General features: G+C 72.2%; 23 protein-coding genes. 12 read left to right on the top strand and 11 right to left on the bottom strand.

What is annotated here, in order from left to right; all coding sequences use genetic code 11:
• The first annotated feature begins 45 nt into the window (after positions 1–45).
• From BMX97_RS23305 to BMX97_RS23290, 4 genes are read left to right on the top strand one after another with little or no spacing between them, the layout of a single operon-like run.
• A complete protein-coding gene (locus BMX97_RS23305; protein WP_091753611.1) occupies positions 46–954 on the top strand; it encodes an aldo/keto reductase in 909 nt (302 codons plus the stop codon).
• The gene (locus BMX97_RS23300; RefSeq protein ID WP_091753610.1) at positions 944–1,657 is read left to right on the top strand and encodes an NADPH-dependent F420 reductase; all 714 of its coding nucleotides are present in this window, start codon (positions 944–946) and stop codon (positions 1,655–1,657) included. The genes BMX97_RS23305 and BMX97_RS23300 overlap by 11 nt, the downstream gene beginning before the upstream one ends.
• Entirely contained in the window at positions 1,654–2,982 is a 1,329-nt protein-coding gene (locus tag BMX97_RS23295) for an NTP/NDP exchange transporter (protein WP_091753609.1), read from the top strand. Before BMX97_RS23300 ends, BMX97_RS23295 begins: the two co-directional genes overlap by 4 nt.
• The gene (locus BMX97_RS23290) at positions 2,975–3,628 is read left to right on the top strand and encodes a class II aldolase/adducin family protein (RefSeq protein ID WP_091753608.1); all 654 of its coding nucleotides are present in this window, start codon (positions 2,975–2,977) and stop codon (positions 3,626–3,628) included. Before BMX97_RS23295 ends, BMX97_RS23290 begins: the two co-directional genes overlap by 8 nt.
• 36 nt (positions 3,629–3,664) lie before the next feature.
• On the opposite strand, the gene BMX97_RS23285 is transcribed toward BMX97_RS23290, so the two are convergent.
• Entirely contained in the window at positions 3,665–4,648 is a 984-nt protein-coding gene (locus BMX97_RS23285; protein ID WP_091753607.1) for an MBL fold metallo-hydrolase, read from the bottom strand.
• A gap of 296 nt (positions 4,649–4,944) precedes the next feature.
• Here BMX97_RS23285 and hydA point away from each other — a divergent pair, with 296 nt between their 5' ends.
• Both hydA and BMX97_RS23275 read left to right on the top strand, forming a co-directional pair.
• A complete protein-coding gene (gene hydA, locus BMX97_RS23280; protein ID WP_091753606.1) occupies positions 4,945–6,441 on the top strand; it encodes a dihydropyrimidinase in 1,497 nt (498 codons plus the stop codon).
• A 58-nt stretch (positions 6,442–6,499) separates the two neighbouring features.
• Positions 6,500–6,904: a carboxymuconolactone decarboxylase family protein gene (locus BMX97_RS23275; RefSeq protein WP_091753605.1), complete on the top strand. Its 405-nt coding sequence runs from the start codon at positions 6,500–6,502 to the stop codon at positions 6,902–6,904.
• 401 nt (positions 6,905–7,305) lie between these two features.
• On the opposite strand, the gene BMX97_RS23270 is transcribed toward BMX97_RS23275, so the two are convergent.
• A complete protein-coding gene (locus BMX97_RS23270; RefSeq protein WP_091753604.1) occupies positions 7,306–8,007 on the bottom strand; it encodes a helix-turn-helix transcriptional regulator in 702 nt (233 codons plus the stop codon).
• A gap of 91 nt (positions 8,008–8,098) precedes the next feature.
• Here BMX97_RS23270 and BMX97_RS23265 point away from each other — a divergent pair, with 91 nt between their 5' ends.
• Complete coding sequence (locus tag BMX97_RS23265; RefSeq protein WP_091753630.1) at positions 8,099–8,506, top strand: VOC family protein; 408 nt, start codon at positions 8,099–8,101, stop codon at positions 8,504–8,506.
• A 268-nt stretch (positions 8,507–8,774) separates the two neighbouring features.
• On the opposite strand, the gene BMX97_RS23260 is transcribed toward BMX97_RS23265, so the two are convergent.
• Both BMX97_RS23260 and BMX97_RS23255 read right to left on the bottom strand, forming a co-directional pair.
• Positions 8,775–10,109: an MFS transporter gene (locus tag BMX97_RS23260; RefSeq protein ID WP_091753603.1), complete on the bottom strand. Its 1,335-nt coding sequence runs from the start codon at positions 10,107–10,109 to the stop codon at positions 8,775–8,777.
• 187 nt (positions 10,110–10,296) lie between these two features.
• Positions 10,297–11,652 (bottom strand): NAD(P)H-dependent oxidoreductase, encoded by a 1,356-nt coding sequence (locus tag BMX97_RS23255; RefSeq protein WP_091753602.1) that lies wholly within the window; start codon positions 11,650–11,652, stop codon positions 10,297–10,299.
• A gap of 138 nt (positions 11,653–11,790) precedes the next feature.
• On the opposite strand from BMX97_RS23255, the gene BMX97_RS23250 reads away from it, so the two are divergent.
• A complete protein-coding gene (locus tag BMX97_RS23250) occupies positions 11,791–12,231 on the top strand; it encodes a bleomycin resistance protein (RefSeq protein WP_091753601.1) in 441 nt (146 codons plus the stop codon).
• 13 nt (positions 12,232–12,244) lie between these two features.
• Here BMX97_RS23250 and BMX97_RS23245 read toward each other — a convergent pair whose 3' ends face one another.
• Both BMX97_RS23245 and BMX97_RS23240 read right to left on the bottom strand, forming a co-directional pair.
• Entirely contained in the window at positions 12,245–14,095 is a 1,851-nt protein-coding gene (locus BMX97_RS23245; protein ID WP_244538606.1) for a potassium transporter Kup, read from the bottom strand.
• 186 nt (positions 14,096–14,281) lie between these two features.
• The gene (locus tag BMX97_RS23240; RefSeq protein ID WP_091753599.1) at positions 14,282–14,509 is read right to left on the bottom strand and encodes a hypothetical protein; all 228 of its coding nucleotides are present in this window, start codon (positions 14,507–14,509) and stop codon (positions 14,282–14,284) included.
• A 190-nt stretch (positions 14,510–14,699) separates the two neighbouring features.
• On the opposite strand from BMX97_RS23240, the gene BMX97_RS23235 reads away from it, so the two are divergent.
• Both BMX97_RS23235 and BMX97_RS23230 read left to right on the top strand, forming a co-directional pair.
• Positions 14,700–15,761, top strand: coding sequence for an SDR family oxidoreductase (locus BMX97_RS23235; RefSeq protein WP_091753598.1), 1,062 nt, complete (start codon positions 14,700–14,702; stop codon positions 15,759–15,761).
• Positions 15,762–15,898: 137 nt separating this feature from the next.
• On the top strand, positions 15,899–18,280 hold the full coding sequence (locus tag BMX97_RS23230; protein ID WP_091753597.1) for a methyl-accepting chemotaxis protein: 2,382 nt from the start codon (positions 15,899–15,901) through the stop codon (positions 18,278–18,280).
• A gap of 189 nt (positions 18,281–18,469) precedes the next feature.
• On the opposite strand, the gene BMX97_RS23225 is transcribed toward BMX97_RS23230, so the two are convergent.
• The gene (locus BMX97_RS23225) at positions 18,470–19,249 is read right to left on the bottom strand and encodes a 2-keto-4-pentenoate hydratase (protein WP_091753596.1); all 780 of its coding nucleotides are present in this window, start codon (positions 19,247–19,249) and stop codon (positions 18,470–18,472) included.
• Positions 19,246–20,064: an SDR family NAD(P)-dependent oxidoreductase gene (locus BMX97_RS23220; protein WP_060848425.1), complete on the bottom strand. Its 819-nt coding sequence runs from the start codon at positions 20,062–20,064 to the stop codon at positions 19,246–19,248. The genes BMX97_RS23225 and BMX97_RS23220 overlap by 4 nt, the downstream gene beginning before the upstream one ends.
• Positions 20,065–20,225: 161 nt before the next feature.
• Here BMX97_RS23220 and BMX97_RS23215 point away from each other — a divergent pair, with 161 nt between their 5' ends.
• Positions 20,226–20,897 carry an RraA family protein gene (locus BMX97_RS23215; protein ID WP_091753595.1) on the top strand — a complete coding sequence of 224 codons (672 nt, stop codon included), beginning with the start codon at positions 20,226–20,228 and terminating at the stop codon, positions 20,895–20,897.
• Here the strand turns inward: BMX97_RS23215 and BMX97_RS23210 are convergent.
• Entirely contained in the window at positions 20,887–21,507 is a 621-nt protein-coding gene (locus BMX97_RS23210; protein ID WP_177202321.1) for a flavin reductase family protein, read from the bottom strand. The two genes, BMX97_RS23215 and BMX97_RS23210, sit on opposite strands and share 11 nt — an antisense overlap.
• Positions 21,508–21,671: 164 nt before the next feature.
• On the opposite strand from BMX97_RS23210, the gene BMX97_RS23205 reads away from it, so the two are divergent.
• On the top strand, positions 21,672–22,553 hold the full coding sequence (locus BMX97_RS23205; RefSeq protein ID WP_091753593.1) for a beta-keto acid cleavage family enzyme: 882 nt from the start codon (positions 21,672–21,674) through the stop codon (positions 22,551–22,553).
• Positions 22,554–22,642: 89 nt separating this feature from the next.
• Here the strand turns inward: BMX97_RS23205 and BMX97_RS23200 are convergent, their stop codons facing one another.
• Entirely contained in the window at positions 22,643–25,477 is a 2,835-nt protein-coding gene (locus BMX97_RS23200; protein WP_091753592.1) for an ATP-binding protein, read from the bottom strand.
• Positions 25,478–25,655: 178 nt separating this feature from the next.
• The gene (locus BMX97_RS23195) at positions 25,656–26,069 is read right to left on the bottom strand and encodes a DUF3830 family protein (protein ID WP_048450618.1); all 414 of its coding nucleotides are present in this window, start codon (positions 26,067–26,069) and stop codon (positions 25,656–25,658) included.
• Positions 26,070–26,073 lie beyond the last annotated feature (4 nt).

Genomic DNA, 26,073 nt, shown 5'->3' with positions numbered 1-26,073 from the left:
CGACGCCCTAGCTCGAAAGGGGTGAGCCGACAGAGGAAACGCCGCATGATGCTCCACCGCCGCGCCGTGCTGGCCGGCTCCCTGGCCGCGAGCCTCGTCCCGAGCCGGCTCCTGGCGCAGGGCGACGATCTCATCCGACGCCCGATCCCCTCCACCGGCGAGACGGTGCCGGCGATCGGCATCGGCACCTCGCGGCGCTACGACGTGGCGCCGGATTCGGACGCGATGGCGCCCTTGCGCGAGACGGTGGCGCGGTTCGTCGCGCTCGGCGGCACGGTGATCGACACGGCGCCCGATTACGGCCGGGCCGAGGAGGTGCTGGGCCGGATCCTCCAGGAGACGAAGCTGCGCGACAAGGTGTTCCTGTGCAGCAAGGTGGCGGCGCGGGGGCGCGAGGCGGGAGAAGCGCAGATCGCGCAGTCCTTCCGCCGCCTCGGCACCGACCGGATCGACCTGATCGCGGTCCACAACCTGATCGATCCGGCGGTGCAGCTGCCGCTCCTGCGCGAGATGAAAGCGCAGAAGCGCATCCGCTACCTCGGCGCCACGACCTGGGCCGAGGGGCAGTACGGCGACCTCGAAGCGTTGATGAAGGCCGAAAAACTCGACGTGATCCAGGTCAACTACGCGGTCGACGCCCGCAAGGCCGCCGAGCGCATCCTGCCGCTGGCCCGCGAGCGCGGCATCGCCGTGATGGTCAACGTGCCGTTCGGGCGCGAGCGGCTGTTCAATCTGGTGCGCGGCCGTGAGCTGCCGCCCTTCGCCGCCGAGTTCGACTGCAGGAGCTGGCCGCAATTCTTCCTCAAGTACGTCCTGTCGCACGAGGCGGTGACCTGCCCGGTGCCCGGCACCGCGCAGGTGCGCTACGCCGAGGACAATCTCGGCGCCGCCCGCGGGCGCCTGCCGGACGCCGCCCTACGCCGCAAGATGGAGGAGTTCATCGATGGCCTGTGATCGCCGCACGCTGCTGCTCGCCGGGGCGCTCGCCCTGGCGTCGACGGCCGCCCCCACTCTCGCGCAGGAGGCCAAGACCCCGATCGCCGTGATCGGCGGCGGCAATATCGGTGGGACCATCGGGGGGCTGTGGGTCAAGGCGGGTCATCCGGTGATGTTCGCCTCGCGCCATCCGGAGGACCTGAAGCCGCTGGTGGAGAAGCTCGGGCCGCTCGCCAAGGCCGGCACCGTCGAGCAGGCCCTCGCCTTCGGCGACGCGGTGCTGATCGCGGTGCCGTACAAGGCCTATCCGGACCTCGGGAAGACCTACGGCGCCTCCCTGAAGGGCAAGGTCGTGCTGGACGCCGGCAACGCCACCAAGGCGCGCGACGGCGACCTGGCGACGGAGGCCGAGAGCGAGGGGATCGGTGCCGTCTCGGCCAGGTACCTGCCCGGTGCCCGGCTGGTGCGGGCCTTCAACGCCGCCAATTACCGGCTCTTCGCCCAGAACGCCCATCGCGGCGGCGCCCCGATGGCGGTGCCGATCGCGGGCGACGACAAGCAGGCCCTGGCGGTGGCGGCCGCGCTGGTGCGCGATGCCGGTTTCGACCCGGTGGTGGTCGGCGGCCTCGACGCGGCGAGAAAATTCCAGATGGGCAGCCCCGGCTTCCAGCGAGACGCCACCGGCCCGGAGGCCCGCAAGGCGTTCGGGGTCGCCGAATGACCCCTGACGCGGCGCAGGCCGGCCTGACGGTGCCGGCCTGGCTCCGGCGCCTCACCGACGTGCGGCCCGAGGAGGTGCCGGCGCTCGGCTGGGCCTGGCTCTACATCTTCGCGCTGCTCTCGTCCTACTACGTGATGCGGCCGATCCGCGACCAGATGGGGCTGGCCGGCGGGCTCGAGAACCTGCCCTGGCTGTTCACCGCCACGCTGGTGGGCATGCTGGTGCTCAACGTGCCGTTCGGCTGGCTGGTCCGCACCCTGCCGCGGTCCCGCTTCGTCCCGCTCACCTACCGCTTCTTTGCCGCCAACATCCTGGTCTTCGCCGTCGTGCTCTACCGCAGCGGCCCCGAAGAGGCGGTGTGGATCGGCCGGGTGTTCTTCGTCTGGCTGTCGATCTTCAACCTGTTCGTGGTCTCGATCTTCTGGGCCACCATCGTCGACGTGTTCGACACCGAGCAGGGCAAGCGGCTGTTCGGCTTCATCGCGGCGGGCGCGACGCTCGGGGCCATCACCGGCTCGGCCGTCACCGCCGTGCTGGCCCGGGACGTGCCCACGCCGTTCCTGCTCATCGCGGCGGCGGCCCTTCTCGAGGTCGCGGTCTTCAGCATGCGGGGCCTGTCGCGGGTCTCCGACGCGCTGTCGCGCGAGCCCGGGGCGGCCACGCAGGCGATCGGCGGCAGCCCGTTCGCGGGGATCGGCCGGGTCTTCGCCTCACCCTACCTGCTCGGCATCTGCCTGTTCCTGCTCCTGTTCTCGATCACCACGACGTTCCTGTACTTCGAGCAGGCCGGCATCGCGAAGCGCAGCTTCCCCGACCGGGCCTCGCAGACGACGTTCTTCGCTTCCGTCGATCTCGCCGTGAACGTGCTGACGCTCGGCGTGCAGCTCTTCCTCACCGGGCGCATCGTCAAGCGCCTCGGCGTGGGGGTGACGCTGGCGATCCTGCCGCTCGTCAGCGCGCTCGGCTTCGGGCTGCTGGCGGTGGCGCCCACCATCGCCAGCGTGGTGGTGTTCGGGGTGCTGCGCCGGGCCGGCAACTTCGCCATCGCCCGGCCGGTGCGCGAGGTGCTGTTCACGGTGCTGCCGCGGGAGGACCGCTACAAGGCCAAGGCCTTCATCGACACGGTGGTGTACCGCCTCGGCGACCAGGTCGGCGCCTGGTCCTACGCCCTCGTCGCCTGGCTCGGCCTGAGCGCCACCGCGCTCTCGGTCGTGGCGGTGCCCCTGTCGCTCGCCTGGCTCGTCAACGGCCTCTGGCTCGGGCGCCGGCAGGAGGCTATGGCGGGGGACAGGACGGAGGCGCCGGCGGAGGCGAGGAATGGCTGAGACCGAAGCGGATCTGCGCGAGGCCGTCGTGGCGACCTGCCGCGAGATGGCGGAGCAGGGCCTGAACCAGGGCACCTCCGGCAACGTCTCGGTGCGGTTCGGCGAGGGGCTGCTCATCACCCCCTCGGGGCTGCCCTACGACGAGATGACGCCCGCCGACATCGTGCCGATGGGCATGGACGGCCGGTCCGACCACCCGCTGCCCCCCTCCTCCGAGTGGCGCTTCCACCGCGACATCCTGCAGGCCCGCCCGGACGTCCGGGCGATCGTCCATGCCCATCCGACCTACTGCACCGCCTTCGCGATGTGCCGGAAGGACATCCCGGCGGCCCACTACATGATCGCCGCCGCCGGCGGACCGACCGTGCGCTGCGGCGGCTACGCGCTGTTCGGCACTGAGGAACTGTCGCGGCGGGCCCTGGAGGCGCTGCAGGACCGCACCTGCTGCCTCCTCGCCAATCACGGCATGATCGCCACCGGGCCGAACCTCGCCAAGGCCCTGTGGCTCGCGGTCGAGCTCGAGACCCTGTGCCGGCAATACGCCGTCGCGCTCCAGGTCGGCCGGCCGCACATCCTGAGCGAGGCCGAGGTGGCGGAGGCGATGGAGCGGTTCAAGTCGTACGGGCCGCGGCCGAAGGCGGGGTGAGCCGGCGCGCCCGCCGCGCCGGCTTTGGCGCTGGCCCTACAGCTCCATCTTCATCGCCTGCGGATAGTACCGGAACCCGCCCTGGCCGTTCTCCGCCACGTGGCCGATGCCCGGCCAGGCGAAGTGGTAGGCCAGCACCGGGATGCGGTTCTTGGCCAGCATGGTCAGCATCTTGAGCCGGGTCTGGGCCGATTGCTTCGGGTCGGTGTCGTAGGCGAACTCGGTCAGCGGCTTCTCCATCAGCAGCACCGGATGGTGCGTCAGGTCGCCGAGGTAGCAGAGGCTGTCCTTGCCCGAGGTGATCATGAACATCGTGTGGCCGATGCTGTGGCCCGGCGCCGCGATCGCCTGGATGCCGGGCAGGAATTCCTGGCCGTCCTTGACGAAGACGAGCCGGTCGCGGATCGGCAGCAGGTTCTTGCGCGCGGTGTCGAGGAAGGCGCCGAACGCGGCCGGCACCTTGGCGGGATCGGTCCAGTAGTCGAAATCCGCCTGCGAGATGTAGAACTGGGCGTTGGGGAAGTGCGGCTTGCCGTCGTCGCCGACGCAGCCGCCGCAATGGTCGACATGGGCGTGGCTCATCACCACGGCGTCGATGTCGTTGGGGTCGATGCCGGCCTGGCGCATCGTGGTCAGCAGCTTGCCGGTGGTCGGCCCGAACAGCTTGAGCGCGCCCATCCCGGTATCGAACAGCACCAGCTTGCTGCCGGTGTTGAGGATCAGGATGTTCTGCTCCAGCACCGCGTTCGACAGGGGCAGGAAGTTGCTGTTGAGCTGGGCGTCCATCTCGGCCGGGGTCAGGCCGAGGAAGTTGGCATGGGGGTCGCCGAGCGGCAGGGTGCCGTCCGAGACCATGGTGGCCTCGGCGTCGCCGAGGGCGAAGCGGTAGAAATAGGGGCTCTGGCTTCGCAGCATCGGCGCCTTGGCGCCCGCCGGGCCCGGCAGCCCCGCCGTCACCGCGGCCGCCGCCGCACCGAGCATCAGGCTGCGCCGGCTCGGGCCATCCTGGCGAATCGTCATTGGGGTTCCTCCACGCATCTGGCCGCGGGCGCCTTTATGCGCGCGCCGGGCCGGCGGGATCCCCGTCGGCTCGGCGCGGCCGGAACCTCTGCGGTACGATGGTTTTCCGCCGGCCCGGACGGGTTGTCAAACCGGCCGTAGGGTCAAGTGCCTCCCGCCCGGGCACGGCCGGCGCCCTCCCCGCCCGAATTGCGGGCCCCCTGCCCAACCGGCCGGCAACCGCGCCGGTCGCCGCGCTGACGGAATTGACAGCGTTTCGAGGCGCTTCCTACACCCGCCCGCAGGGAGGAACCGCGATGCCGAACCACGATTTCGACTACGACCTGGTTGTCCGCGGGGCGACGCTGGCCGGCCCGGCCGAGGTGTTCGAGGCCGATCTCGGGGTGCGCGACGGGGTGATCGCGGCGGTCGGCCGGAACCTCCGGCGCGGGGCGGAGGAGATCGACGCCAGGGGGACGATCGTCACGCCCGGCGGCCTCGACCCCCACTGCCACATCGAGGAGCCGTCCGAGGACGGCGGCGTGCAGGAGGAGAGTTTCGCGAGCGGCTCGGCCGCGGCCTTGGCCGGCGGCACCACCTCGTTCATCTGCTTCGTACCGCAATGGAAGGGGCACCCGATCGCCGCCACCGCGGCCGGCTACGAGGCCCGGGCGCGGGCCTCGCGGGCCGATTACAGCTTCCACCAGATCATCACCGACCCGACGCCCGACGTGCTGGAGCGCGAGGTGCCGGCCCTCGTCGCCCGTGGCATCCGCAGCCTCAAGGTCTTCCTGACCTACGATCCCCTGCGGCTCACCGACGGGCAGTTCCTCGAGGTCCTGGCGACCGCCCGGCGGCTAGGTGCCTTCGTGACGGTGCATTGCGAGAACTACGACGCCATCGGCTGGCGCATCCGCGCGCTGCTCGACGCCGGCCTCACCGATCCGCTCCAGCATGCCTGGGCCCGGCCGCCGGTGGTCGAGCGCGAGGCGACGCACCGCGCCATCGCGCTCGCCGAACTCGTCGACCAGCCGATCCAGGTCTTCCACGTCTCCTGCGACGAGGCGGCCGAGGAAATCGCCCGAGCCCGGGCCCGCGGCGTCAAGGTCTGGGGCGAGACCTGCCCGCAATACCTGACCCTCTCGACCGACGACCTGGCCAAGCCCGATTTCGAGGGCGCCAAGGTGGTGTGCTCGCCGGCCCTGCGCGCGCCCGGCGAGTCCGAGCGGATCTGGGCCCGCATCCGCGAAGGCACGCTCGACGTCGTTTCCTCCGACCATTGCGGCTTCTCCTTCGCCACAGCCAAGCGCGATCCCGGCAGCAGCGGCTACGGCCAGGGCGGGGCCAAGGCCCGGCCCGACGGGATGCCGGCCTTCAACGCGATCCCGAACGGCGTGCCGGGGATCGAGACCCGGCTGCCGGTGCTGTTCTCCGAGGGCGTGTCGACCGGGCGGATCGACCTGCCGACCTTCGTGCGCCTGACCTCGACCAACGCCGCCCGCCTGTTCGGGCTCGCCGGCCGGAAAGGGACGCTGGCGCCCGGTGCCGACGCGGATCTCGTGCTGTGGAACCCGGACGCCGAGCGGGTGCTGACCAATTCGGACCTGCACCACGCGATCGACTACACCCCCTGGGAGGGGATGCACCTGAAGGGCCTGCCCACGATGACGATCCGGCGCGGCGAGATCGCCGTGCGCGACGGACGGGTGCTGGCGGAGCCCGGCTCGGGCCGGTTCCTCGCCCGCGGCCCCTACGCGCTCGCCACCCCGTCGGGCCGGGTGCCGGACGGCTTCGACGCCGCGGCGCGGCGCTGACCCCCTCGACGTCGGCCGCGCCCTGTCCGACCATGCCGGTTTCCTCGGGAGGACCAGCATGGCGACCGTGAGACTGTGGAGCGACGCGGAGGCCGAGGGCCATCCCCGCGTCAAGGCGGTGTTCGACGACATTCGGGCCGTGCGCCGCTCGGACTTCATCAACAATTTCTGGCGCGCGCTTGCCAACCATCCGGCGGTGCTGGAGCGGACCTGGGCCGACCTCAAGCAGGTGATGGCCGCCGACGGCGCCCTCGACCCGCTCACCAAGGAACTGATCTACATCGCGGTCTCGACCGCCAACGGCTGCAGCTACTGCATCCACTCCCACACCGCCGCCGCGCGGGCCAAGGGCATGACCGAGGCGCAGCACGGGGAATTGCTGGCGGTGATCGGGATGGCGAACACGACCAATGCTCTGGTCACCGGCATGCAGGTGCCGGTGGACCGGGAGTTCGAGGTTTAGGGCTCAACTGTGGAGGGCTCGACCATGCGAGCGGCTTCGGAGGGCGGAGATCGGCGCTCGGCGCTCGGCGCTCGGCGCTCGGCGCTCGGCGCTCGGCGCTCGGCGCTCGGCGCCCAGATGTCCCTGACCGGCCTGTCCGACAAACCCTCCAAGCCAGGTTTCCGTATACGGCATCAATCCGACAGGGTTTGTCGCGCAAGTCTCATGGCGGAGATGGGTCGTCTGTTCGGCTGGCCGGCACCCCGCCCTGAAACACATGTTTGCCGTACACGAGCTCGGACCTGCCGAATGACCGCTGGGGGTTGGGAGCGGACCTTGGCTCCTTGCTCGGGAGCGGACGTTCCGCATCCGACCCAGCCTCGCCGCTCTGGATGTCCTACGATCCACGGTCAGTCAGCCATTCAGGGCAAGCGCACGCCACGCTCGGCCTCGAAGTGGCACTTCCAATCCCGCCGCAAATCGGCTGGCCGTCGCTCGAAACGTTCGTCGAGGAAGACCGCGGTCTCGATACGGTCGGCGCGGAAGTGACGGAAGGCTCGTCGGAGTTCACACCACGCGGCAAGCAGGCGGACGGTGTCGGCGTAGCCGACGATCACCGGCCAGACGACGCGCTCGCTCGCGCGGCCAGCCTCATCGCGGTAGCGGATGCGCACCTTGCACCCCGCACGGATCGCGGCACGCAGCCGCGCCATGTCGAGGCCATCGACGAACGTGGCGCGGGCGGGAGCAGCGCCAACGCCCGGATCGGCAACGAATGGGCGGAGATGGTCGGGAACGACGTTGGCGATCTTGGCGAGCAGATCGCGCGCCGCGTTCGCCAGCACTGGATCGCCGCGATCTGCGACCCATTGCGCACCCAGCACCGCCGCCTCCAACTCGTCAACGCTGAGCATCAACGGCGGCATGTCGTAGTCGCGGTCGATGACGTAACCCACCCCTGCTTCACCCCGGATCGGCACGCGCTGCGCGATCAGGTCCGCGACGTCGCGGTAGACGGTGCGGACCGTCACTTCGAGTTCGGCCGCCAGCATCGAGGCCGTGATCGGTCGCGCCGAGCGGCGCAGGATCTGGATGATCTGGAACAGGCGATCGGCGCGACGCATCGGCTCATCCCTGCTGACAGGACGGTGTCAGCAGGGTTCGGTTACGCCCATGCTCCGCGGCGTCAATGCCGCGGCCGTTCCGGAGGACAGCGTGCATCTCGCCTCAACCCGCATCGTCACCGCCGACGTTGATCGTCTCGTCGCATTCTACGAGGCGGTGACGGGGCTCCCCGCCACCCGCTACACGCCTGACTTCGCCGAGTTGCGCACGACGGGTGCGACGCTGGCGATCGGCAGCACGCGCACCCTGGCGCTGTTCGGCGGTGACGCCGTCGCCCAGGCGGCGGCCAACCGCAGCGCGATCATTGAGTTCCGGGTCGGGGATGTCGACGCGGAATACGCACGGCTCGCGCCCGACCTTGGTTCGGCGCTGGTGCAACCGCCGACGACGATGCCATGGGGCAACCGCTCCCTGCTGCTGCGCGACCCGGACGGCACGCTCGTCAATCTGTTCGCCCCGGCAACGGCGGAAGCCAAGCAGCGCCTCGACCAGCCATAATCTCAATCGACGTTCGATCGTCCGCGTCCTTCAGGTCGGGAGTGGAGGATCGCAACGTCTGAGATGGGTCGCCAGCAGACCCATGAAGCGCTCGTCAGCGTCAGGCGTCAGGCGTCAGCCAACATGCCCGAATGACCATCTTGGATGTCGGAAAACACCTGTTTTCCGACACTCAATCGCGACATCCGAAATGGCCATTGTGGGCGGAGAGCGGCCTGTCCTATGGCCACGATCGACCGGATTCCGGCCCGGGCCGCCACGCGCCAACCTATGCGGCGAGCACCGCCTCCTTCGTCTCGGGGGTGGCGAGCATCGCGGCGACGCCCACCAAGCTCGTCGCGATGACGTACCAGGCGGGGGCGAGGGGATCGCCGGTGACGCCGATGAGCCAGGTCACCACCAGCTGCGTCGTGCCGCCGAACACCGTGACGACGAAGGCGTAGGCGACCGAGAGGCCGGCGCTGCGCACGCTGCGCGGCAGCAATTCGGGGATCGCCACCAGGCTCGCGGCGGCGCTCATGGCGCTGAGGGCCGCCAGCAGCGCCGACATGCCGAGCAGCGTCGCCGGGCCGGGCACCCGGGTCATCAGCAGGAAGGCCGGATAGGCGGCGACGAGCAGCAGCACCCGTGGCACGATCATCACCCGGCGCCGGCCGTAGCGGTCGCAGAGGAGGCCCGCCAGCACGGCGAAGACCAGGATGCAGGCGCCCACCACCGCCGTCGCGGCGATGGAGAGGCCCGCCGGCAGCTTCAGCGTCGTGATCGCGTAGGTGGTCATGTAGTTGCCGACATAGGTCGAGACCGTGCCGCAGAGCAGGATCGGCACGACCAGCGCCAGGGTGCGTCCGTGGTTACGCAGCAGCCGCACGAGCACCGCGCCGGTGGTCGCCTCGGCGGGGCCGGCGCTCTCGCCCGCGGTCTCGGGCATCGCCCGGCGAATGTAGAGTCCGACCGGGATGATGAGCAGGCCGAGGAGAAACGGGATCCGCCAGCCCCAGTCCTGCATCTGGTCGGGGCTCAGGCCCAGCGACAGCAGCACGCCGACCGTGCCGGCGCAGAGCGTCGCGAGGCCCTGGCTGGCGATCTGCCAGCTGGCATAGAGGCCGCGCCGGCCCGGGGGCGCACTCTCGATGAGGTAGGCGGTCGAGGGGCCGACCTCACCGCCGAGCGCGAAGCCCTGGATCAGGCGCCCGATCACCACCAGAACCGGCGCCGCCATGCCGATCGTCGCGTAGCCGGGGGTCAGCGCCAGCATCAGCATGCCGACCGCCATCAGGGCGATGGTCAGCATCATGGCGGGCTTGCGCCCGGCCCGGTCGGCATAGGCGCCGATGACCACGCCGCCGATCGGCCGCGTGACGAAGCCGATGCCGAAGGTCGCCACCGAGGCGAGCAGGCTGACCCAAGCGTCGCCGGCCGGGAAGAAGGTCCGGCCGATCGCGACGGCGAAGAACGCGTAGGTGGTGAAGTCGTAGAATTCGAGGGTGTTGCCGATCACCGCGGCGACGACGCCGCGCCGGCGCGCCGCGTCGTCGGGTGGGGCCAGTATCGCCGCGGGCGGGGTTTCGGACCGCGCATCCGCGCGCAGGGTGATGAGACTCATGGGGTCGTTCCTCCGGTCGTCTCGCAGGCCTCACGCGGGAGCCCCCGGTGGCGGCGTCGGCCGGGGCGGCGCCCCGGCCGGCCGGTCGCCTGCGATCTTGGCCGCGATCCTGCAGACGCGGCTCCTCCCTGTCCAAGACCGCTGCGGAACGACATCATTCCTGCGCGGAATGACGCCGGGGCCCGGATCAGGCCGCGCCGACCTCCCCGCGAAACACGTCTTCCATCTCCCGCCGGAACCGGATCGCCGGGTCGTCGGCCGAGAACGACACGTCGTCCCAGGCGACCGGCTGCCCGGCGGCGACCGGGCGGGTGAGGGTGAGGCCGTGCGCCAGCCCGATCGGCAGGCCACCGGCCGCGAGCGAGTCCCGCGCCGGCATCAGCCGGCCGTAGACGGTGTAGCCCCCCTCACCGTCCAGGCGCTCGCCGGCCTTCAGGTCGCGCTTGGCGGTCGCCACCACGTCGCCGGAGAAGCCTCGGGTCGTGCCGGTGGGCTCGCCCCGGACCGCGATGCTGGCGACCGACAAGCCGAGTTCGAGCCCGATCAGGTGGTAGGGCTTGTACATCGCGCTGTAGCGCCCGGTCGGGTCGGTCTTCAGGCCGTACTCCGCAAAGCACTTGCGGACGTAGTCGGAGGGCGCCTCGAAGGTGGCGTAGACGCCCCAGCGCAGGTCGCGGAAGACCGGGCGGCCGTCGCGCTCCAGCGACGACACCACCTCGACCGTCCCGTCCACCGGCAAAATGCCGCCGGCCGATCGCGGGCGCAGCAGGGTCGGCAGGTCGTCGACGCCGCAAGCCGGGAAGGCGAGGCCGGCGGGCGGCGGCGTCAGCTCGCAGGCATTGGCCACCGCCGCCATCTCCAGCGCCGACTTGGTGCCGTCGAGGAAGGAGTTGAACATCTGCCGGTTGAAGTCGCCGCCGGCGACCTGCTCCTCGGTGAAGCCGTAATGGCCCCACACCGTGTCGGGGGTCGAGGCGTGGTAGACCGGCAGGTACTTGGTGCCCTTGCCGGCGCAGACCACGCGAAACCCCGCCGTGCGGGCCCAGTCGACGATCTCGGCGATGAGCGCGGGCTGATCGCCATAGGCGAAGGAATAGACGATCCCGGCCTCCGCCGCCCGGCGGGCGATGAGCGGGCCGGCCAGCGCGTCGGCCTCGACGTTGACCATCACGATGTGGCGCTTGTGCCGGCAGCAGGCGAGCGCGTGGCGGATGCCCGCGCCCGGATGGCCCGTCGCCTCGACGATCACCTCGATCCCGTCGGCAGCAATCAGGCCTTCCGCGTCGTCGGTGAGGAAGGTCGTGCCCTCGCGCAACGCCTCGGCGACGCTCCTCGCGCCGTAGCGCTCCGCCGGCCAGTCGACCCGGGCGAGCGCGGCCCGCGCCCGCTGCGGATCGAGGTCGGCGATGCCGACGACGTGCAGCCCCGGCGTGCGCGGCGCCTGCGACAGGAACATCGAACCGAACTTGCCGGCCCCGATCACCCCGATCCGCACCGGATTCCCGGCTTCCGCCCGCGCGGCGAGCTTGTGGTACAGGCTCATGTCCCCTCCCCCGGGCGGCCGCCGGCCGCCCTCGGCGTTTCCCTCGGCGCACGTTGCGGGCGCCGTTGCGGCAAGCGTCACGGATCGGCAGCATGAGGTCAACCGGCGCTAATGGCCGGGCGGGGATGGGATACGGACATGGCCTTCACCTTCGCGCGGCTGACCCCGGAACTCCTGATCACCGACCTCGCGGCGAGCCTTCACTTCTGGGTCAACCTGATCGGCTTCCGCGTCGCCTTCGACCGGCCGGAGGATGGCTTCGCCTATCTCGACCTCGAGGGGGCGCAGGTGATGCTGGAGACGCGCAATTCTTCGTCACGACAATGGCTGACCGGGCCGCTGGAAGCGCCGCTCGGGCGCGGCATCAACTTCGAGATCGGGGTCCCGGCGGTCGAGCCGATCCTGAACCGGCTCGAGGCCGCGGGCTGGCCGCTCTACATGGCGGTCGAGGACAAATGGTATCGGGCCGGCGCGATCGAGGTCGGCCAGCGCCAGTTCCTGGTGCAGGACCCGGACGGCTACCTGCTGCGCCTCGCTGCAACGCTCGGGGAGCGGCCCGCGAGCGGGCGGGCGCCTTGACCCCGGACACGCGTCAGATCTCGATCTCCGTCCCCACCTCCACCACCTGCCGGGCCGGCACGCAGAAGAAGGCGCCGGTGCGCTCGCCGTTGCGCATCATGAAGGCGAACAGGGTCTCGCGCCATGCCGCCATGCCGCGGTGGTCGCGCTTGGGGATGACCGTCTCGTGGCCGACGAAGACCGTGACGTCCTCGATGAAGTCGGCCGGCAGGCCGCGATGGGCGACCGCGCAGGCGAGGCCGTCGGGGATCGAAGCGTCCTCCATGAAGCCGTAGCGGAGCGTGACGCGGTAGAGGTCGGGGGCGATCCGGGTCACCTCGGCGCGCTCAGGTGCGGGCACCACCGGCTTCTCCTCGTAGAGCGCGGTGACGATGGTGCAGCGGGCCGGCAGGGCATGGCTGCGCTCCAGGAACCGGGTCATGTGGAGCGGGATGCCCTTGGTGGCCGCCGACAGGAACGCCCCCGCCCCGGGCAGGCGGATCGGCGGCTGCGCCTGAAGGGCTGCCAGGAACGCGCCCTCGTCCTGGCGGGCGCCGACCCGGTGGGCCTCGATCAGCCGCGTGCCCTGGAGCCAGGTCAGCATCGTCACGGCGACGATGGCGGTGAGCACGAGCGGGTACCAGCCGCCCTCGAACACCTTCACGCTGTTGGCGGCCAGGAACACGAGGTCGATCAGCAGGAACACGCCGTTGACCGCGAGGACCAGCAGAGGGTTGAAGCCCCAACGCCGGGCGATGAGGGCGGCGAGCAACGTCGTGATCGCCATCAGCAGCGAGACCGCGATGCCGTAGGCGCCGGCGAGCGCGTCCGAGGTCTCGAAGATCAGGACGGCGCTCAGGGTGGCGGCGGCGAGGAGCCAGTTCACCGCCGGCACGTAGATCTGGCCCTGCGCGTCGCGGGCGGTGTGGACGATGCGGATGAAGGGCAGGAAGCCGAGCTGGATCGCCTGCTGGGTCAGCGAGAACACGCCCGAGATGATCGCCTGCGAGGCGATGACGGTGGCAACGGTCGCCAGCCCGATCAGGGGATAGTGCGCCCAGTCGGGGGCGAGGTGATAGAATGGATTCTCGATCGCGTCGGGCTCGGCCAGCAGCACGGCGCCCTGCCCGAAATAGTTGATCACCAGGGCCGGCAGCACCAGGCCGAACCAGGCGAGCCGGATCGGCCGGGCGCCGAAATGGCCGAGATCGGCATACATCGCCTCGCCGCCGGTGACCGCCAGGAAGGCGGCGCCGATCATCGCGAAGCTGACGTGCCAGCCCGCATGGGTCAGGAACTCGACCGCCTTCAGGGGATTGAGCGCGGCGAGGATCTGCGGCGCGTGCAGGATGCCGCCGAGGCCCAGCAGCGCCAGGACCGCGAACCAGACCAGCATCACCGGCCCGAAGATCCGCCCGATGAAGGCCGCGCCCTTGCTCTGGATCACGAAGAGCCCGACCAGGATGACGAGGGTGATCGGCACCACCGCGCGGGCGAGGCCCGGCGCCTCGACCTTCAGCCCCTCGACGGCGCTGAGCACCGAGATCGCCGGGGTGATCGCCCCGTCGCCGTAAAGCAGCGCGGCGCCGACGAGGCCGACCACCAGGAGAAGCCCGGCGCGGCTGTGCGGCTCGGCGTGGCGGGCGCCGAGCAGCGCCAGCATCGCCACGATGCCGCCCTCGCCGTGGTTGTCCGCGCGCAGGATCAGCACCGCGTATTTGAGCGACACGACGACGAGGAGCGCCCACAGGATCAGCGACACCGCGCCGATCACCGCGGCGGGCTCGGCCTGGCCGTGGCCGGCCGCCCGCACCGCCTCCTTGAAGGCGTAGAGCGGGCTCGTGCCGATGTCGCCGTAGACGACCCCGAGGGCGCCGAGCACCAGGGCGGGCTTCAGGCGCCCGCCCGGCTCCTGCGCCGCCGGCTTCGATGCGGTGTCTTCATCCGCCGTGACGAGCTGACCCACGGGCGCCTCCGCCGGCACGTCCGGGCGCCTCGGGCCCCGCTGCCGCATCGAGGAACGCGGCTCGGGGCGCGGGGCTCCACCCCCTCCGCGGCTTAGGCGAGGAAGTTATGCCCTCACGTCGAGAAGGCGGCGCGCGACGTCGTCGGCAGCCCTCAAGGTCGCGGCGTTGAGGCGGACCTGCATGCGAGCGCCTACCAAGTCTGCGGCAGTGGCGAGGTCGTTTCCGGCCGGATCGGGGCCGGTCCCCGCCCGGGCGAGGCGCCCGGCGGCCATGTCGAACCGGCGGGATGCGGCCAGGAGGCCGGAGGTCGCGGTACGGAGGGCGTCGTTCATCGGAAGTCTCCCGAGGCCGCGAGCGTACCGCGGATGCATGGCGACATGGTTCAGGACATCGCTCGCATTCGAGCGATCCGTTCCCCGGCCACCGTCATTGATGGGAGAGCCGCCGGCCGGACGGCCCGAAGGGACCCATCCGCCCCGCCCGCGTTGTCCCGGCGAGAAGGCTCTCACAAAGGACGTGGACATGACGGAAACCGTGCTGATCGCCGGCGCCAGCGGCATCGTCGGCAGCGCTGCCGCGGCGGTGATGCGCGAGGCTGGCTGGACAGTGCTGGGGCTCGCTCGCAGCCCGACCGCGCAGGAGGGCGTGACGCCCGTGGTCGCCGACCTGCAGGACCCGGAGAGCCTGAGGGCGGCGCTCGCCCCGCACCGCCCGACCCGCCTGGTGCTGTCGACCTGGATGCGCCGGCCGACCGAGGCCGAGATGATCCGGGTCAACGGCGCGATGGTGCGCAACCTCCTCGACGCCCTGCGGCCGGCCGGCACCCTGCGCCACGCCGCCCTGGTGACCGGCCTCAAGCACTATCTCGGGCCGTTCGAGGCCTACGGGAAGGGCGCGGTGCCCCAGACCCCGTTCCGCGAGGAGCAGGGACGGCTGCCGGTCGAGAACTTCTACTACGCGCAGGAGGACGAGGTCTTCGCCGCGGCCGGGCGCGACGGGTTCTCGTGGAGCGTGCATCGCCCGCACACGATCATCGGCAAGGCGGTCGGCAACGCGATGAACATGGGCACCACGCTCGCCGTCTACGCCACGCTCTGCCGCGAGACCGGGCGGCCGTTCCGCTTCCCCGGCTCGGCCATGCAGTGGAACGGCCTGACCGACATGACCGACGCGCGGCTCCTCGCCCGCCACCTGCTCTGGGCCTCGACGGCGCCGCAGGCGCAGAACCAGGACTTCAACGTGGTGGACGGCGACGTCTTCCGCTGGAGCTGGATGTGGGGCCGGATCGCGGCCTGGTTCGGGATCGAACCGGCGCCCTTCGACGGGACCGTACGGCCGCTGGAGCGGCAGATGGAGGGCGACGCCCCGCTCTGGGCTAAGATCGCGGAGAGGCACGGCCTCGCCGAGCCACGGCTCGACCGTCTCGCCTCGCCCTGGCACACCGACGCGGATCTCGGCCGGCCGATCGAGGTCGTCACCGACATGGGCAAGAGCCGCCGCCTCGGCTTCCTCGACTACCAACCCACCGACGACGCCTTCCGCGATCTGTTCGAGCGCCTGCGGGCCGACCGGCTCATTCCCTGAAGAACGGTCGCTCGGCCGCGATGCGGCCTGGCGACGACAAATCGAGAACCATGGGATCAACCCATGGTTGCGCCCGTATAGTAGGGATTGCTTCAGGACTCCCCGTTAGCGTTTCCGCGACGTGGAGATACAAAAGAATGTCCATCAGGGCGCGCGTATTCGGGGGATTCGGCCTCATCCTCCTGCTGACGGTCGCGGTTGCGGCGACCGGCTGGCACACCCTGACGGGCTTCGCCCGGCGGGTCGACACGGCCAATGCCGCCCAGATGCTGGCGAGCGAGATCGGCGATCTCGCGCTGGCCACCGACCGGGCCCTGAAGAGCGAGGACACGCGCCGGGAGGAGGCCCTGCGGGCCGCGATCGCGCGGGTGCGGGAGAGCGCGGTCGCCTTCGCGGGCCGCCTCGCGGGCGATCCGAAGGCGGCCGCCTCCGCCGCCGGCATCGGCACGGCCCTCGACGGGTTCGAGGCCGCCATCAAGGCCTTCGGCAGCCAGAAGACCGAGACGCGCTCGCTCCAGGACCGCCACGCCGCCCTGATCGCCGAGCTGCAGGCGACCGCCGCCGGCATCGGCGCGGCGCAGGAGCGCCAGCTGGCGGATGCCGGCAAGGCCCTCGACCGCGCCCTGACCGACCAGAAGAGCGCCACCAGCACCGGCGTCGTGGTCGCCTTCGCGATCCGCTCGGCCCTCGAGATGCAGGTGCTGCAGGTCGGCTTCCTGTCGGGCGAGGGCGACGACGGCGCGCTGGAGCTGCAATCGAAGGTGAATTCCGTCGCGGTGCTGCTGCGCCGCCTCGGCGCGATGACCTCGACCGAGGCGGTCGAGCCGGCGCTGGTGGCCCTCGACGAGTACAAGGCCAAGATCGAGAGCCCGATCGGACCGGGCGGCAAGGCCGAGCGCGCCGAGGAGCTCGCGCCGCTGTTCGGCAGCCTGATCGTCGGCCTGCGCCAGATCGAGCAGGCCCAGAACAACGCCCAGACGGCCGCCCAGGTCACCCTGCGCACCCAGCAGGACCGGGTCGCCTCCGCGACCGGCCTGCTCACCGCGAGCGGCAAGGCGATCACCGCCGCCAAGGAGGCGCAGGTCCTGGAGCAGCGCCTGATCCTCGCCCGGGATGCCGCGGCCGCCAAGGACCTCGACACCACCGCCGCCGCCCTCATCGACCACGCCGAGACCATCCTGTACGGCGACATCGACGCCGCCGCCCAGGCCGTCCTGCGCGACCTCGGCGCCAAGGTGCGCGGCTTCAAGGACAGCATCCCGGAGATCGTGAAGGCCAACGCCGCGCAGGCGGCGATCCTTGCCGACCTCGACCGGCGCTCGGGCGAGCTGGTCTCGGCCGCCGAGGGCATCGGTGCCGGCGAACTCTCCCAGCTCGCGGCGGAGCGCGACCGGGCGCTGTGGCTGCTCGCCGGCGGCGTGGCGCTGGCCTGCGCCATCGGGGCGGCGCTGGCCCTCCTGATCGGGCGCGGCATCACCCGACCGATCGACCAGCTCTCGGGCGCGATGCGCAAGCTCGCCGACGGCGACCTCGCCACCGAGGTGCCGGCGCAGGGACGCCGCGACGAGATCGGCGCCATGGCGGCCACCGTGCGGGTGTTCCGCGAGGCCCTGCTCGCCAAGCGGGACGCCGACCGGGCAGCCGCCGAGGAGGCCGCCGCCAAGGCCGAGCGCGCCGCACGCCTCGACGCCGTGACCCGTTCGTTCGAGGCCAACGTGGTGGCGATGACCGAGACGCTGGGCGAGGCCGCCACCGGCATGGAGGCGACCGCCCGGGCGATGACCGAGGCCGCCGAGACCACCAACGGCCGCTCGGCCGAGGTGGCGGGCGCCGCCGAGCAGACGCTCGCCAACGTCCAGATGGTGGCGGCGGCGAGCGAGGAGCTCTCGGTCTCGATCGGCGGCATCGCCGCCCAGGTGGCCCAGTCCTCCGACATCGCCCGCGACGCGGTCGACCAGGCGCGCCGCACCGACGAGACGGTGCAGCGGCTGGTGAAGTCCGCCGACCAGATCGGCGACATCGTGGCGCTGATCTCCTCGATCGCCTCCCAGACCAACCTGCTCGCGCTCAACGCCACCATCGAGGCGGCCCGGGCCGGCGAGGCGGGCCGCGGCTTCGCGGTCGTCGCGGCGGAAGTCAAGGAACTCGCCAGCCAGACGAGCCGCGCCACCGCGGAGATCGCCCAGCAGATCGGCCACATCCAGGACACCACCGGCGGCGTCGTGCAGGCGATCCGGGAGATCTCGGGCGTGATCGAGCGGATGTCGGAGATCGCCGAGGGCGTGGCCGGCGCCGTCGACCAGCAGGGCGCGGCGACCCAGGAGATCGCCCGCAACGTCCAGCACGCGGCACAAGGGACGCAGGCCGTGACGACCGGCATCGGCGCGGTGCAGCGCGAGGCCGGCAGCACGGGGGCCGCCGCCGCCGAGGTGCTCGGCGCCGCCGACCGGCTCGGGCGCTATGCCGGCGAGCTGGAGCGGGAGGTGGCGGTGTTCCTGAAGGGGGTGAAGGCGGCCTAAGGCCGGTTCTGACCGGAGGGGATGAAGCAGGGGGGATGCGGGCAAGCCCGCATCCCCCCTTTTTTTATTGCGATAGATGCCGGGCTTCGGATCGCTTCAGAGGACAATGTTCGATCTTAGCGCGGCACGGGGCGCCAGCGGATGACCGATCGAGGGTCGAGCACCGCTGCAACCCTCGCGCGCCCAAGACTACACCCCGACCCGCACCGTCAGCTCCCCCAATCCCCCGAGTTCCGCCCGCACCACATCCCCCGCCTCGACCGGCAGCGGCACCGTGGTGGTGCCGGTGGTCACGACCTCGCCCCGGCGCAGGGTGATCCCCTGCCTCGACAGGGCGTTGGCGAGCCAGGTCAGCGCGAGCCGCGGGTCGTCGAGGGCGTTGCCGCCGCGGCCCTCATAGGGCGCCCGCCCCTCGGCGCCGATCCGGGTCGGCATCGCGGCGAGGTCGAGGGCGCGCCAGCCTTCCGGCGCCGGAGGACCGAGGACGAAGAGGTGGGCGCAGGCATTGTCGGCGATCAGCGCCGCCTCCCCGGCCCGTTCGAACGCCTCCAGGCGCGAATCCGGAAATTCGATCGCCGGATGGGCGGTGTCCACCGCCGCCATCACCTCGGCGACGGTATAGGGCTCCGCGCGGGGCGGCAGGTCGGCGCCCATGCGGAAGGCCATCTCGGGCTCGGCCACCCGCATCTGGTTGCCCGCGAGCGGGACGGGAGCGTCCGCCGGCAGCACCCGCTCGGCGAGGAGCCGCCCGGCGAGCGGCCCGTCGGCGCCGATATGGCGCTGGCCGGCGAGGCTCGTCGCGGCGATCTTCCAGCCGTAGAGGGGTTCGGCGCTGCGCGATTCCAGCAGGGCCTGGATGCGGTAGGCCGCCTCGCGGTCGGCGGGGGCGAGGTCCGGCGGCAGGGCGGCGAGGAGGCGGCCCTCGCGCCAGTGGTGCCAGAGCAGGTCGGAGGCGGCCTGTTGCGTCATGCCGCCCTCCCGGTCAGGCCGCCGTCGACGGGCAGAGCCACGCCGGTGATGTAGGCCGCCTCGTCGGAGGCGAGGAAGAGCGCCGCGTTGGCGACGTCCCAGGCGGTGCCCATCCGGCCCATCGGGCAGGCGGCGTCGCGGGCCCGCACCATCTCGTCGGCATCCCGGTACTGGCCCGAGATCTGATGGTGGATCAGCGGGGTGTTCATCAGCCCGGGCATGATCGCGTTCACCCGGATGCCGTCGCCCGCGTATTGCAGCGCCAGCCCGAGGGTAAAGTTGTTCACCGCCGCCTTGGCGGCGTAGTAGGCCGCGTAGGGATAGCCGGTGTAGCGGATCGCCGCCGTCGACGAGATGTTGACGATGCTGCCCGCGCGCTGCGCCAGCATGTGCGGCAGGACGTGCTTGCAGGTGAGGAAGCAGGTGGTGAGGTTGAGGTCGAGGGCGCGGTGCCACTCGGCCTCGGTCAGCTCGATCGGCCCGCCCATCTGCGCGTAGCCGACATTGTTGTGCAGGATGTCGATGCGCCCCTGCGCGGCCATCACCTCGGCGACGAGGGCGGCGACCGCGGCCGAATCGGTGGCGTCGCAGGCAGCGGCCGTGGCGGCCCCGTCCTCGCGCCGGATGATCTCGGCGGTTTCCTCGGCCGCCTCGCGCCGCAGGTCGACGCAGACCACCCGGGCGCCGTGGCGCGCGAAGGTCACCGCCGCGGCCTTGCCGTTGCCCCAGCCGGGCCCGGACGAGCCGGCGCCGAACAGCAGCGCGACCTTGCCCTCGAGCCGCCGCACGCCCGGGGCGTATCCGCCCTCCCCCATCGCATTCCTCCCCGGTGCCCCTCGCGCGGGGGCCCTCGTGTCGTCGCGCCTGTCGGCGCGTTGACGGGCAGCCTATAGAGATCGGGCACCGGCCGCAAAGCCAAGACGCCCGCGCGGCCGAAAACGGCCGCGCAGCCGAGGACGGCCGAGGAGGAGACGCCATGCCGACCCGCATCATCGCGAGAACCCCGCCCCGCCTCGACGCCGACCTGATCGCGCGCTTTGCCGCCGTGCCGGTGGCGGTGGTGGTCGACCTCCTGGAGGGCCGCACCCAGGTCGATCCGGCGATCCGGCCGCTGCGGCGCATCGCCGGCGGGCCGGCGCTCCTCGGCAGCGCCGTGACGGCCGTGTGCGATCCGAAGGATTACGGCGCCGTCCACCACGCCATCGCGGTGGCGCAGGCCGGCGACGTGGTGGTGATCGATGCCGGGGGACGGAGCGACGTCGCGATGATCGGCGACCTGCTCTCGACGGCGGCGCGCCGCAAGGGGATCGTCGGGCTCGTCGCCGACGGGGCGGTGCGCGACACCGGCATCCTCGGCGGCTGGGGCGATTTCGCGGTGTTCACCCGCCACGTCACCGCCCGCGGCCCGGCCTCGAAGGACGGCGGCACCGTCGACGCGGTCGCGACGATCGGCGGCGCCACGGTCCATCCCCGCGACCTGATCCTCGCCGACGACGACGGCGTCGTGGTGATCCCGCGGGACGCCGCCGAGGGCCTGATCGCCAGGGCCGAGGAGCGGGCCCGGGCCGAGATCGGCTGGGAGAAGCGCCTCTCGGCCGGCGAGACCACGCTCGCGGTGTTCGGCGTGCCGGACGCGGTCAGGGCGTGACGTCCTCGTAGGCGATCCGGGGCACCGCGACGCGGTCCCCGGTGCGGACGTAGAGGTCGCCGTAGAGGCGCCCCACCGGCAGGAAGGCGCCGTCGCGCAGGTGGCGCCCGTCCGGCGTGAAGAGGTCGTCCCGGGCATGCAGCGACACGACCTGCCCGAGGACGATCCGGCGCTCGGGCGAGAGGTCGATCACCGTGTGGGTGCGGCAGCCGAGGCTCGCCGGCGCCTCGGCGATCCGGTGCGGCGCGACACCGGTGCAGGGCAGGAGCGTCAGCCCCGCGGCCGGGATCTCGCTCTCCCCGGGCGGGAACTCGGCGGCGCAGACCGTCATCGCCGGGATCAGCGCCTCGTCGACGAGGTTGACCACGAACTCGCCGGTCTCGGCGATGGCGCGGGGCGTGTCCTTGAGCGTGCCGTCGGAGCGCAGGTTGAAGCTGAGCGCCACGACCGGCGGCTCCTCGGCGAGCACCTGGAAGAAGCTGATCGGCGCCGCGTTGTCGAGGCCGGCGCCCGAGCGCGTGGTCACGAGGGCGATCGGCCGGGGCGTCACCAGGGCGGTGAGCAGGCGGTAGCGGTCGCGGGGGGAGAGGTCGTCGAAGCGCAGGTCCATCGGCTCACCGCGTCCCGTCGAACGAGGTGGCGCTTGCGCGGTGCGTCGGCATCGGAATCCTCCCGGGGTTGTTAGCTCCTTATCGTCTGCAAGAGCCGAGCCGTCACGGGAGACAGCGGCGCGCCGCCGGCGCATGATGCCGGCAAAAGCGGGGGAGGCGCGCGATGGCGCAGATCTGGATCGAGGCGGCGCTCAACGGGCCGTGGGGGCGCGAGCGCCAGCCCGGCATCCCGATCACCGTCGCGGAGGTGGTGGCCGACGGGCTGGCGGCCGCCGCGGAAGGCGCCGCGATCGTCCACGTCCACGCCTACGATCCCGCGACCGGGCGCCAGAACGACGCCTGGGAGACCTATGCCCGCATCATCGAGGGCATCCGGGCGAAGGCCGACGTGATCGTCTACCCGACGATCCCGCTGGCGGGCTCGGACTACGCCGCGAGCGCGGCGAGCCGCTACGCCCACACCGAGGAGCTGGCCCGCCGCGGCCTGATCGAGTGGGCGGTGTGCGATCCCGGCTCGACCACCTTCCTGCGCTACGACGAGGCGTCGGCCCCGGAGAGCGGCTTCCTCTACCAGAACCCGATGCCCGACATCCGCGAGGGCCTGCGCATCGCCCGCACGCACCGGATCCGGCCTGGCTACGCCATCTACGAGCCGGGCTTCACCCGCCTGGGCGCGGCGCTCGCCGCCCTGGAGCCGCGCCCGCCGGTGCCGGTCTACCGCTTCATGTTCTCGGACGAGTTCGCCTGGGGCTTCCCGCCGCGGCCGGCCTATCTCGACGCGCATCTGGCCCTGCTCGCCGAATGCGCGCCCGGCGCGCCCTGGATGGTGGCGGGGCTCGGCGTCGACATCCTGCCGCTGGTGCCGGCGGCGGTGGCGCGGGGCGGGCATGTCCGGGTCGGGCTCGAGGACGCGCCCTGGGGCAGCCCGCAGGGCAACCGGGCCTGGGTGGCGGCGGCGCGCCGGGCGATCGAGGAGGCGGGGGGCCGGGTGGCCGATGCCGCGGCGGTGCGTCACGATCTGGCGGTGCGGGACGGAGCGGACTGAAAGCCCCGCTCCACCCTGCTGTTTCCCGGACGGCGGCCGCGTCGGCATCCGAGGGAGGGCGCGGAGGAACCGCGGGGCGCGGCTCGCGGTCAGGCCGCCCGCAAGGTCTCGATCTGGTCGAGCGCCGCCGCCCGCGCCGCGTCGATCCGGCGCTGCAGGTCGGGCAAGTCGGCGCCCGAGAGGCAGGCCTCCTCGATCTCGCGGCAGAGGTCGGACAGGCCGGTGAAGCCGAGGAGGCCGGCGGCCGAGATCATCGCGTGGGCGTCGTGGGCGAGGCCGGCGCGGTCGCTGCTGCGGGAGCGGAAGCGCCGATCGAGCTCGCTCGCCAGCATGCCGAGCAGGCCGTCGATCCGCTCGCGTCCCATCAGCGAGCGGGCCGCCGCGAAGGCCTCGACGTCGACCAGCGTCGGGACCGGGGCGGTCTCGCCGCCGTCGGCACGGTGGCGGGCGATCGCCGCGGCGAGCTCGGCGCGCTTGAACGGCTTGCCGACATGGCCGTCCATGCCGGCGGCCCGGAAGGTCTCGATCTGGGCCGGCAGCACGTTGGCGGTCATCGCGACGATCGGCACGGTGCCGGCGGGGCCCGGCATCGCCCGGATCGTCCGGGTGGCGGTGAGCCCGTCCATGCCGGGCATCTGCACGTCCATCAGCACGAGGTCGTACGTCTTCGCCCGCACCGCCTCGATCGCCGCCGTGCCGTCTCCCGCGACGTCGACGCCGTGGCCCTCCGCCTCGAGCACCGCCCGGGCGAGGTCCTGGTTGATCGGCACGTCCTCGACCAGCAGTAGGCGGGCCGGGTGCACCGGCCGGGGCCGGCCCTCCGCGGCCTCCGCGGCCGGAGCCGGGCAGGGCGGCAGCGGCACCCGGAACCAGAAGGTCGAGCCGGCGCCCGGCCGGCTCTCGACGCCGATCGTGCCGCCCATCAGCTCGACCAGGCCCTTGCAGATGGCGAGCCCCAGGCCGCTGCCGCCGTATTGCCGCCGGATCGAGCCGTCGACCTGGCTGAAGCGCTGGAACAGCCGGCCGTGCTGCTCGGGGGCGATGCCGATGCCGGTATCGCTGACGCAGAAGCGCAGGCTCCCCCCTTCCGCCTCGACCCGCACGGCGACCCGGCCGGCGGGGGTGAACTTGACGGCGTTGTTGAGGAGGTTGAGCAGGATCTGGCGCAGGCGGTCGGGATCGCCCCGGACCCAGTCCGGCACGGCGGGATCGAGCGCGACGTCGAGGGCGAGGCCCTTGGGCTCGGACAGGCCGCGCACGATCGAGGCGGCGTTGTCGACGAGCGCCGCCGGGGCGAAGGGCACCTCGGACAAGGCGATGCCGCCGGCCTCGATGCGCGAGAAGTCGAGGATGTCGTCGACGACGGTGAGCAGCGCCCCGCCCGCCGCGGCGATCCGGTCGACGTAGCGGCGGTGCCGGCCCGGCAGGGTGCGGTCGGCCAGCAGCAGGTCGGCATAGCCGATGACGCCGTTGAGCGGCGTGCGGATCTCGTGGGACATCGAGGCCAGGAAGTCGCTCTTGGCCTGGCTCGCCCGCTCGGCGGCGATCCGCGCCTCCTCGAGGGCGCGGGCGTGACGCTGGCGCTCGCCGACGTCCCGGAAGGTCGCGATGATGGCAGGCTCGCCCGGCGCCGCCCCCGGGATGCGCCGGAACGCCCCCTCGACCCAGATCCACGCCCCGGTCCGGTGGCGGGCGCGGCAGACCACGCTGACCTGCGGCTCGCCGGCGGCGAGGCGGCGGGCCTGGGTGACCAGGAGGGCGAGGTCCTCGCGGTGGACGCAGTCGCGCAGGCGCATCGCGACGACCTCCTCGGGCGTGTAGCCGAGGAGGCGCCGCACCGCCGGCGAGACGTAGCTGCGCCGGCCGTCGTCGTGGGCGAGCACGATCAGCTCGCTGGTGTTCTCGGCGAGCAGCCGGTAGCGCGCCTCCCCGGCCGAGAGCATGCCGGCGGCGCGCCTCGCCTCCGCCTCGAGGTCGCGGTGGCGCAGCATCGCCCGGGTCAGCCCGAAGCCGAGGCCGACCAGCACGGTGCTGATGCCGAGCACCACCGCGGCGTCCTGGCGCACGCCCTCGCGCCAGGCCGATAGGGTCTCGTCCTTGGAGACGCCGGTGGTGACGAGGAGCGGGGCGCCGGCGACGCGCTGGAAGCTGCCGTAGCGCGAGACGCCGTCGATCGGCGAAGCGCTGCCGTCGTAGGTGCCGCCGGCGACGCCGGCGGCCGCGCGCATCAGGGCCCCGCCCGCGACGCTCAGGCCGACCTTGTCGGGGGCGTAGGGGTGGCGCACCAGGATCACGCCGTCGCTGCGCAGGAGCCCGATGGCGCCGTTCGGACCGAGGTCGAGCCGGCCGTAGAGCCGCTGCAGCTCGGTGAGCGAGAGGTCGGCCACCGCGACGAGCGGGGTCTCGCCTGGACGCGGCATCACCAGGCGGGCGACGCTCACGAACCAGGAATCGGCCGGGCCGATCCGGGTCGGCCAGCCGACCGCGAGCTCGGACTGGCCCATCGCGAGGGCTGAGCGCACGAGTTCGGCGTCGGACGGGCGGCCCTCGGTGCCGACGCCGCCCTGGCCGTACAGGACGCCCGCGGTGGTGCCGTCGAGCACCCGCACGCCCATCACCGCCGGGACGTGGGCCATCAGGCCGGAGAGCAGCTGGCGGGTGTAGCTCGGGTTCGCCCCGAAGGTGTGGGCGTCGACCCGGGCGGCGGCGGCGCTGAGCAGCATGTCGACCGAGGAGACGAGGCGGTTCGCCTCCTGGCCGAGGGCCTGCACCACCGCCTCGGCGGTGCTGCGGGCGTCGCGGATCGTGCGCTCGTAGTCGCGGGTATCGGTCCAGACCGTGACCGTGGCGAGCCCGAGGCAGGTCGTCAGCACGCCCGCCCAGACGCCGCCGATGAGACTGCGGTAGGACCGCTTCAGGTTCATCTCTCGCGCCCCACGCTCCGCCCGGCACCCCTTCGGGCATCCCGGGCGGGCCGCAAGCCTGAAGGGGTACGGGGCGGGCGGGCCCGCCGCAAGGGTTTCTTGCCGGCGCCCGGCCGGCCTTTTTAGCGAAAGCCGGCCCCACCCCCTCCGGCCGCCGAAGCGGCCGGAGTGGGGCGTGTCACATCGCCTCGAAGCGGATCGGCTGGGCGCCCTTGAGCAGGGTCATGCGGCCGAGGTCGTAGACGTGCTCGATGCCCGTGGTGATGGTGAGGAAGTGGTTGCCGGCGAGCTGGCCGACCTTGCTGGCGAAGTGGACGCCGCCATAGGCCAGCAGGATCTCGGTCTCGCTGATGCCGCCGGGATAGAGGATCATCTGGCCGGGCGCCGGGTAGCTGGTGTGGTTCTCGTAGCCGACGCCGAAATCGAGGTCGCCGAGGGGCATCCACACGCCCTCGCCGCTCCAGCGGACGTGGATGACCTCGCTCACGAACGGCAGCGCCTTGAGGAAGGCGGCGCAGGTCTGGGGCGCCTTCTCGAGCTCGAGACGGCCGACGAGGTCGAACGGGCCGGCCTTGATCTTCAGTTCCTTCACGGGG

This window comes from Methylobacterium sp. ap11, assembly GCF_900110515.1.
Lineage (GTDB): Bacteria > Pseudomonadota > Alphaproteobacteria > Rhizobiales > Beijerinckiaceae > Methylobacterium > Methylobacterium ajmalii.
Note: the sequence above shows the minus strand (reverse complement) of the source record. Positions and strands in the feature narration are given on the sequence as shown.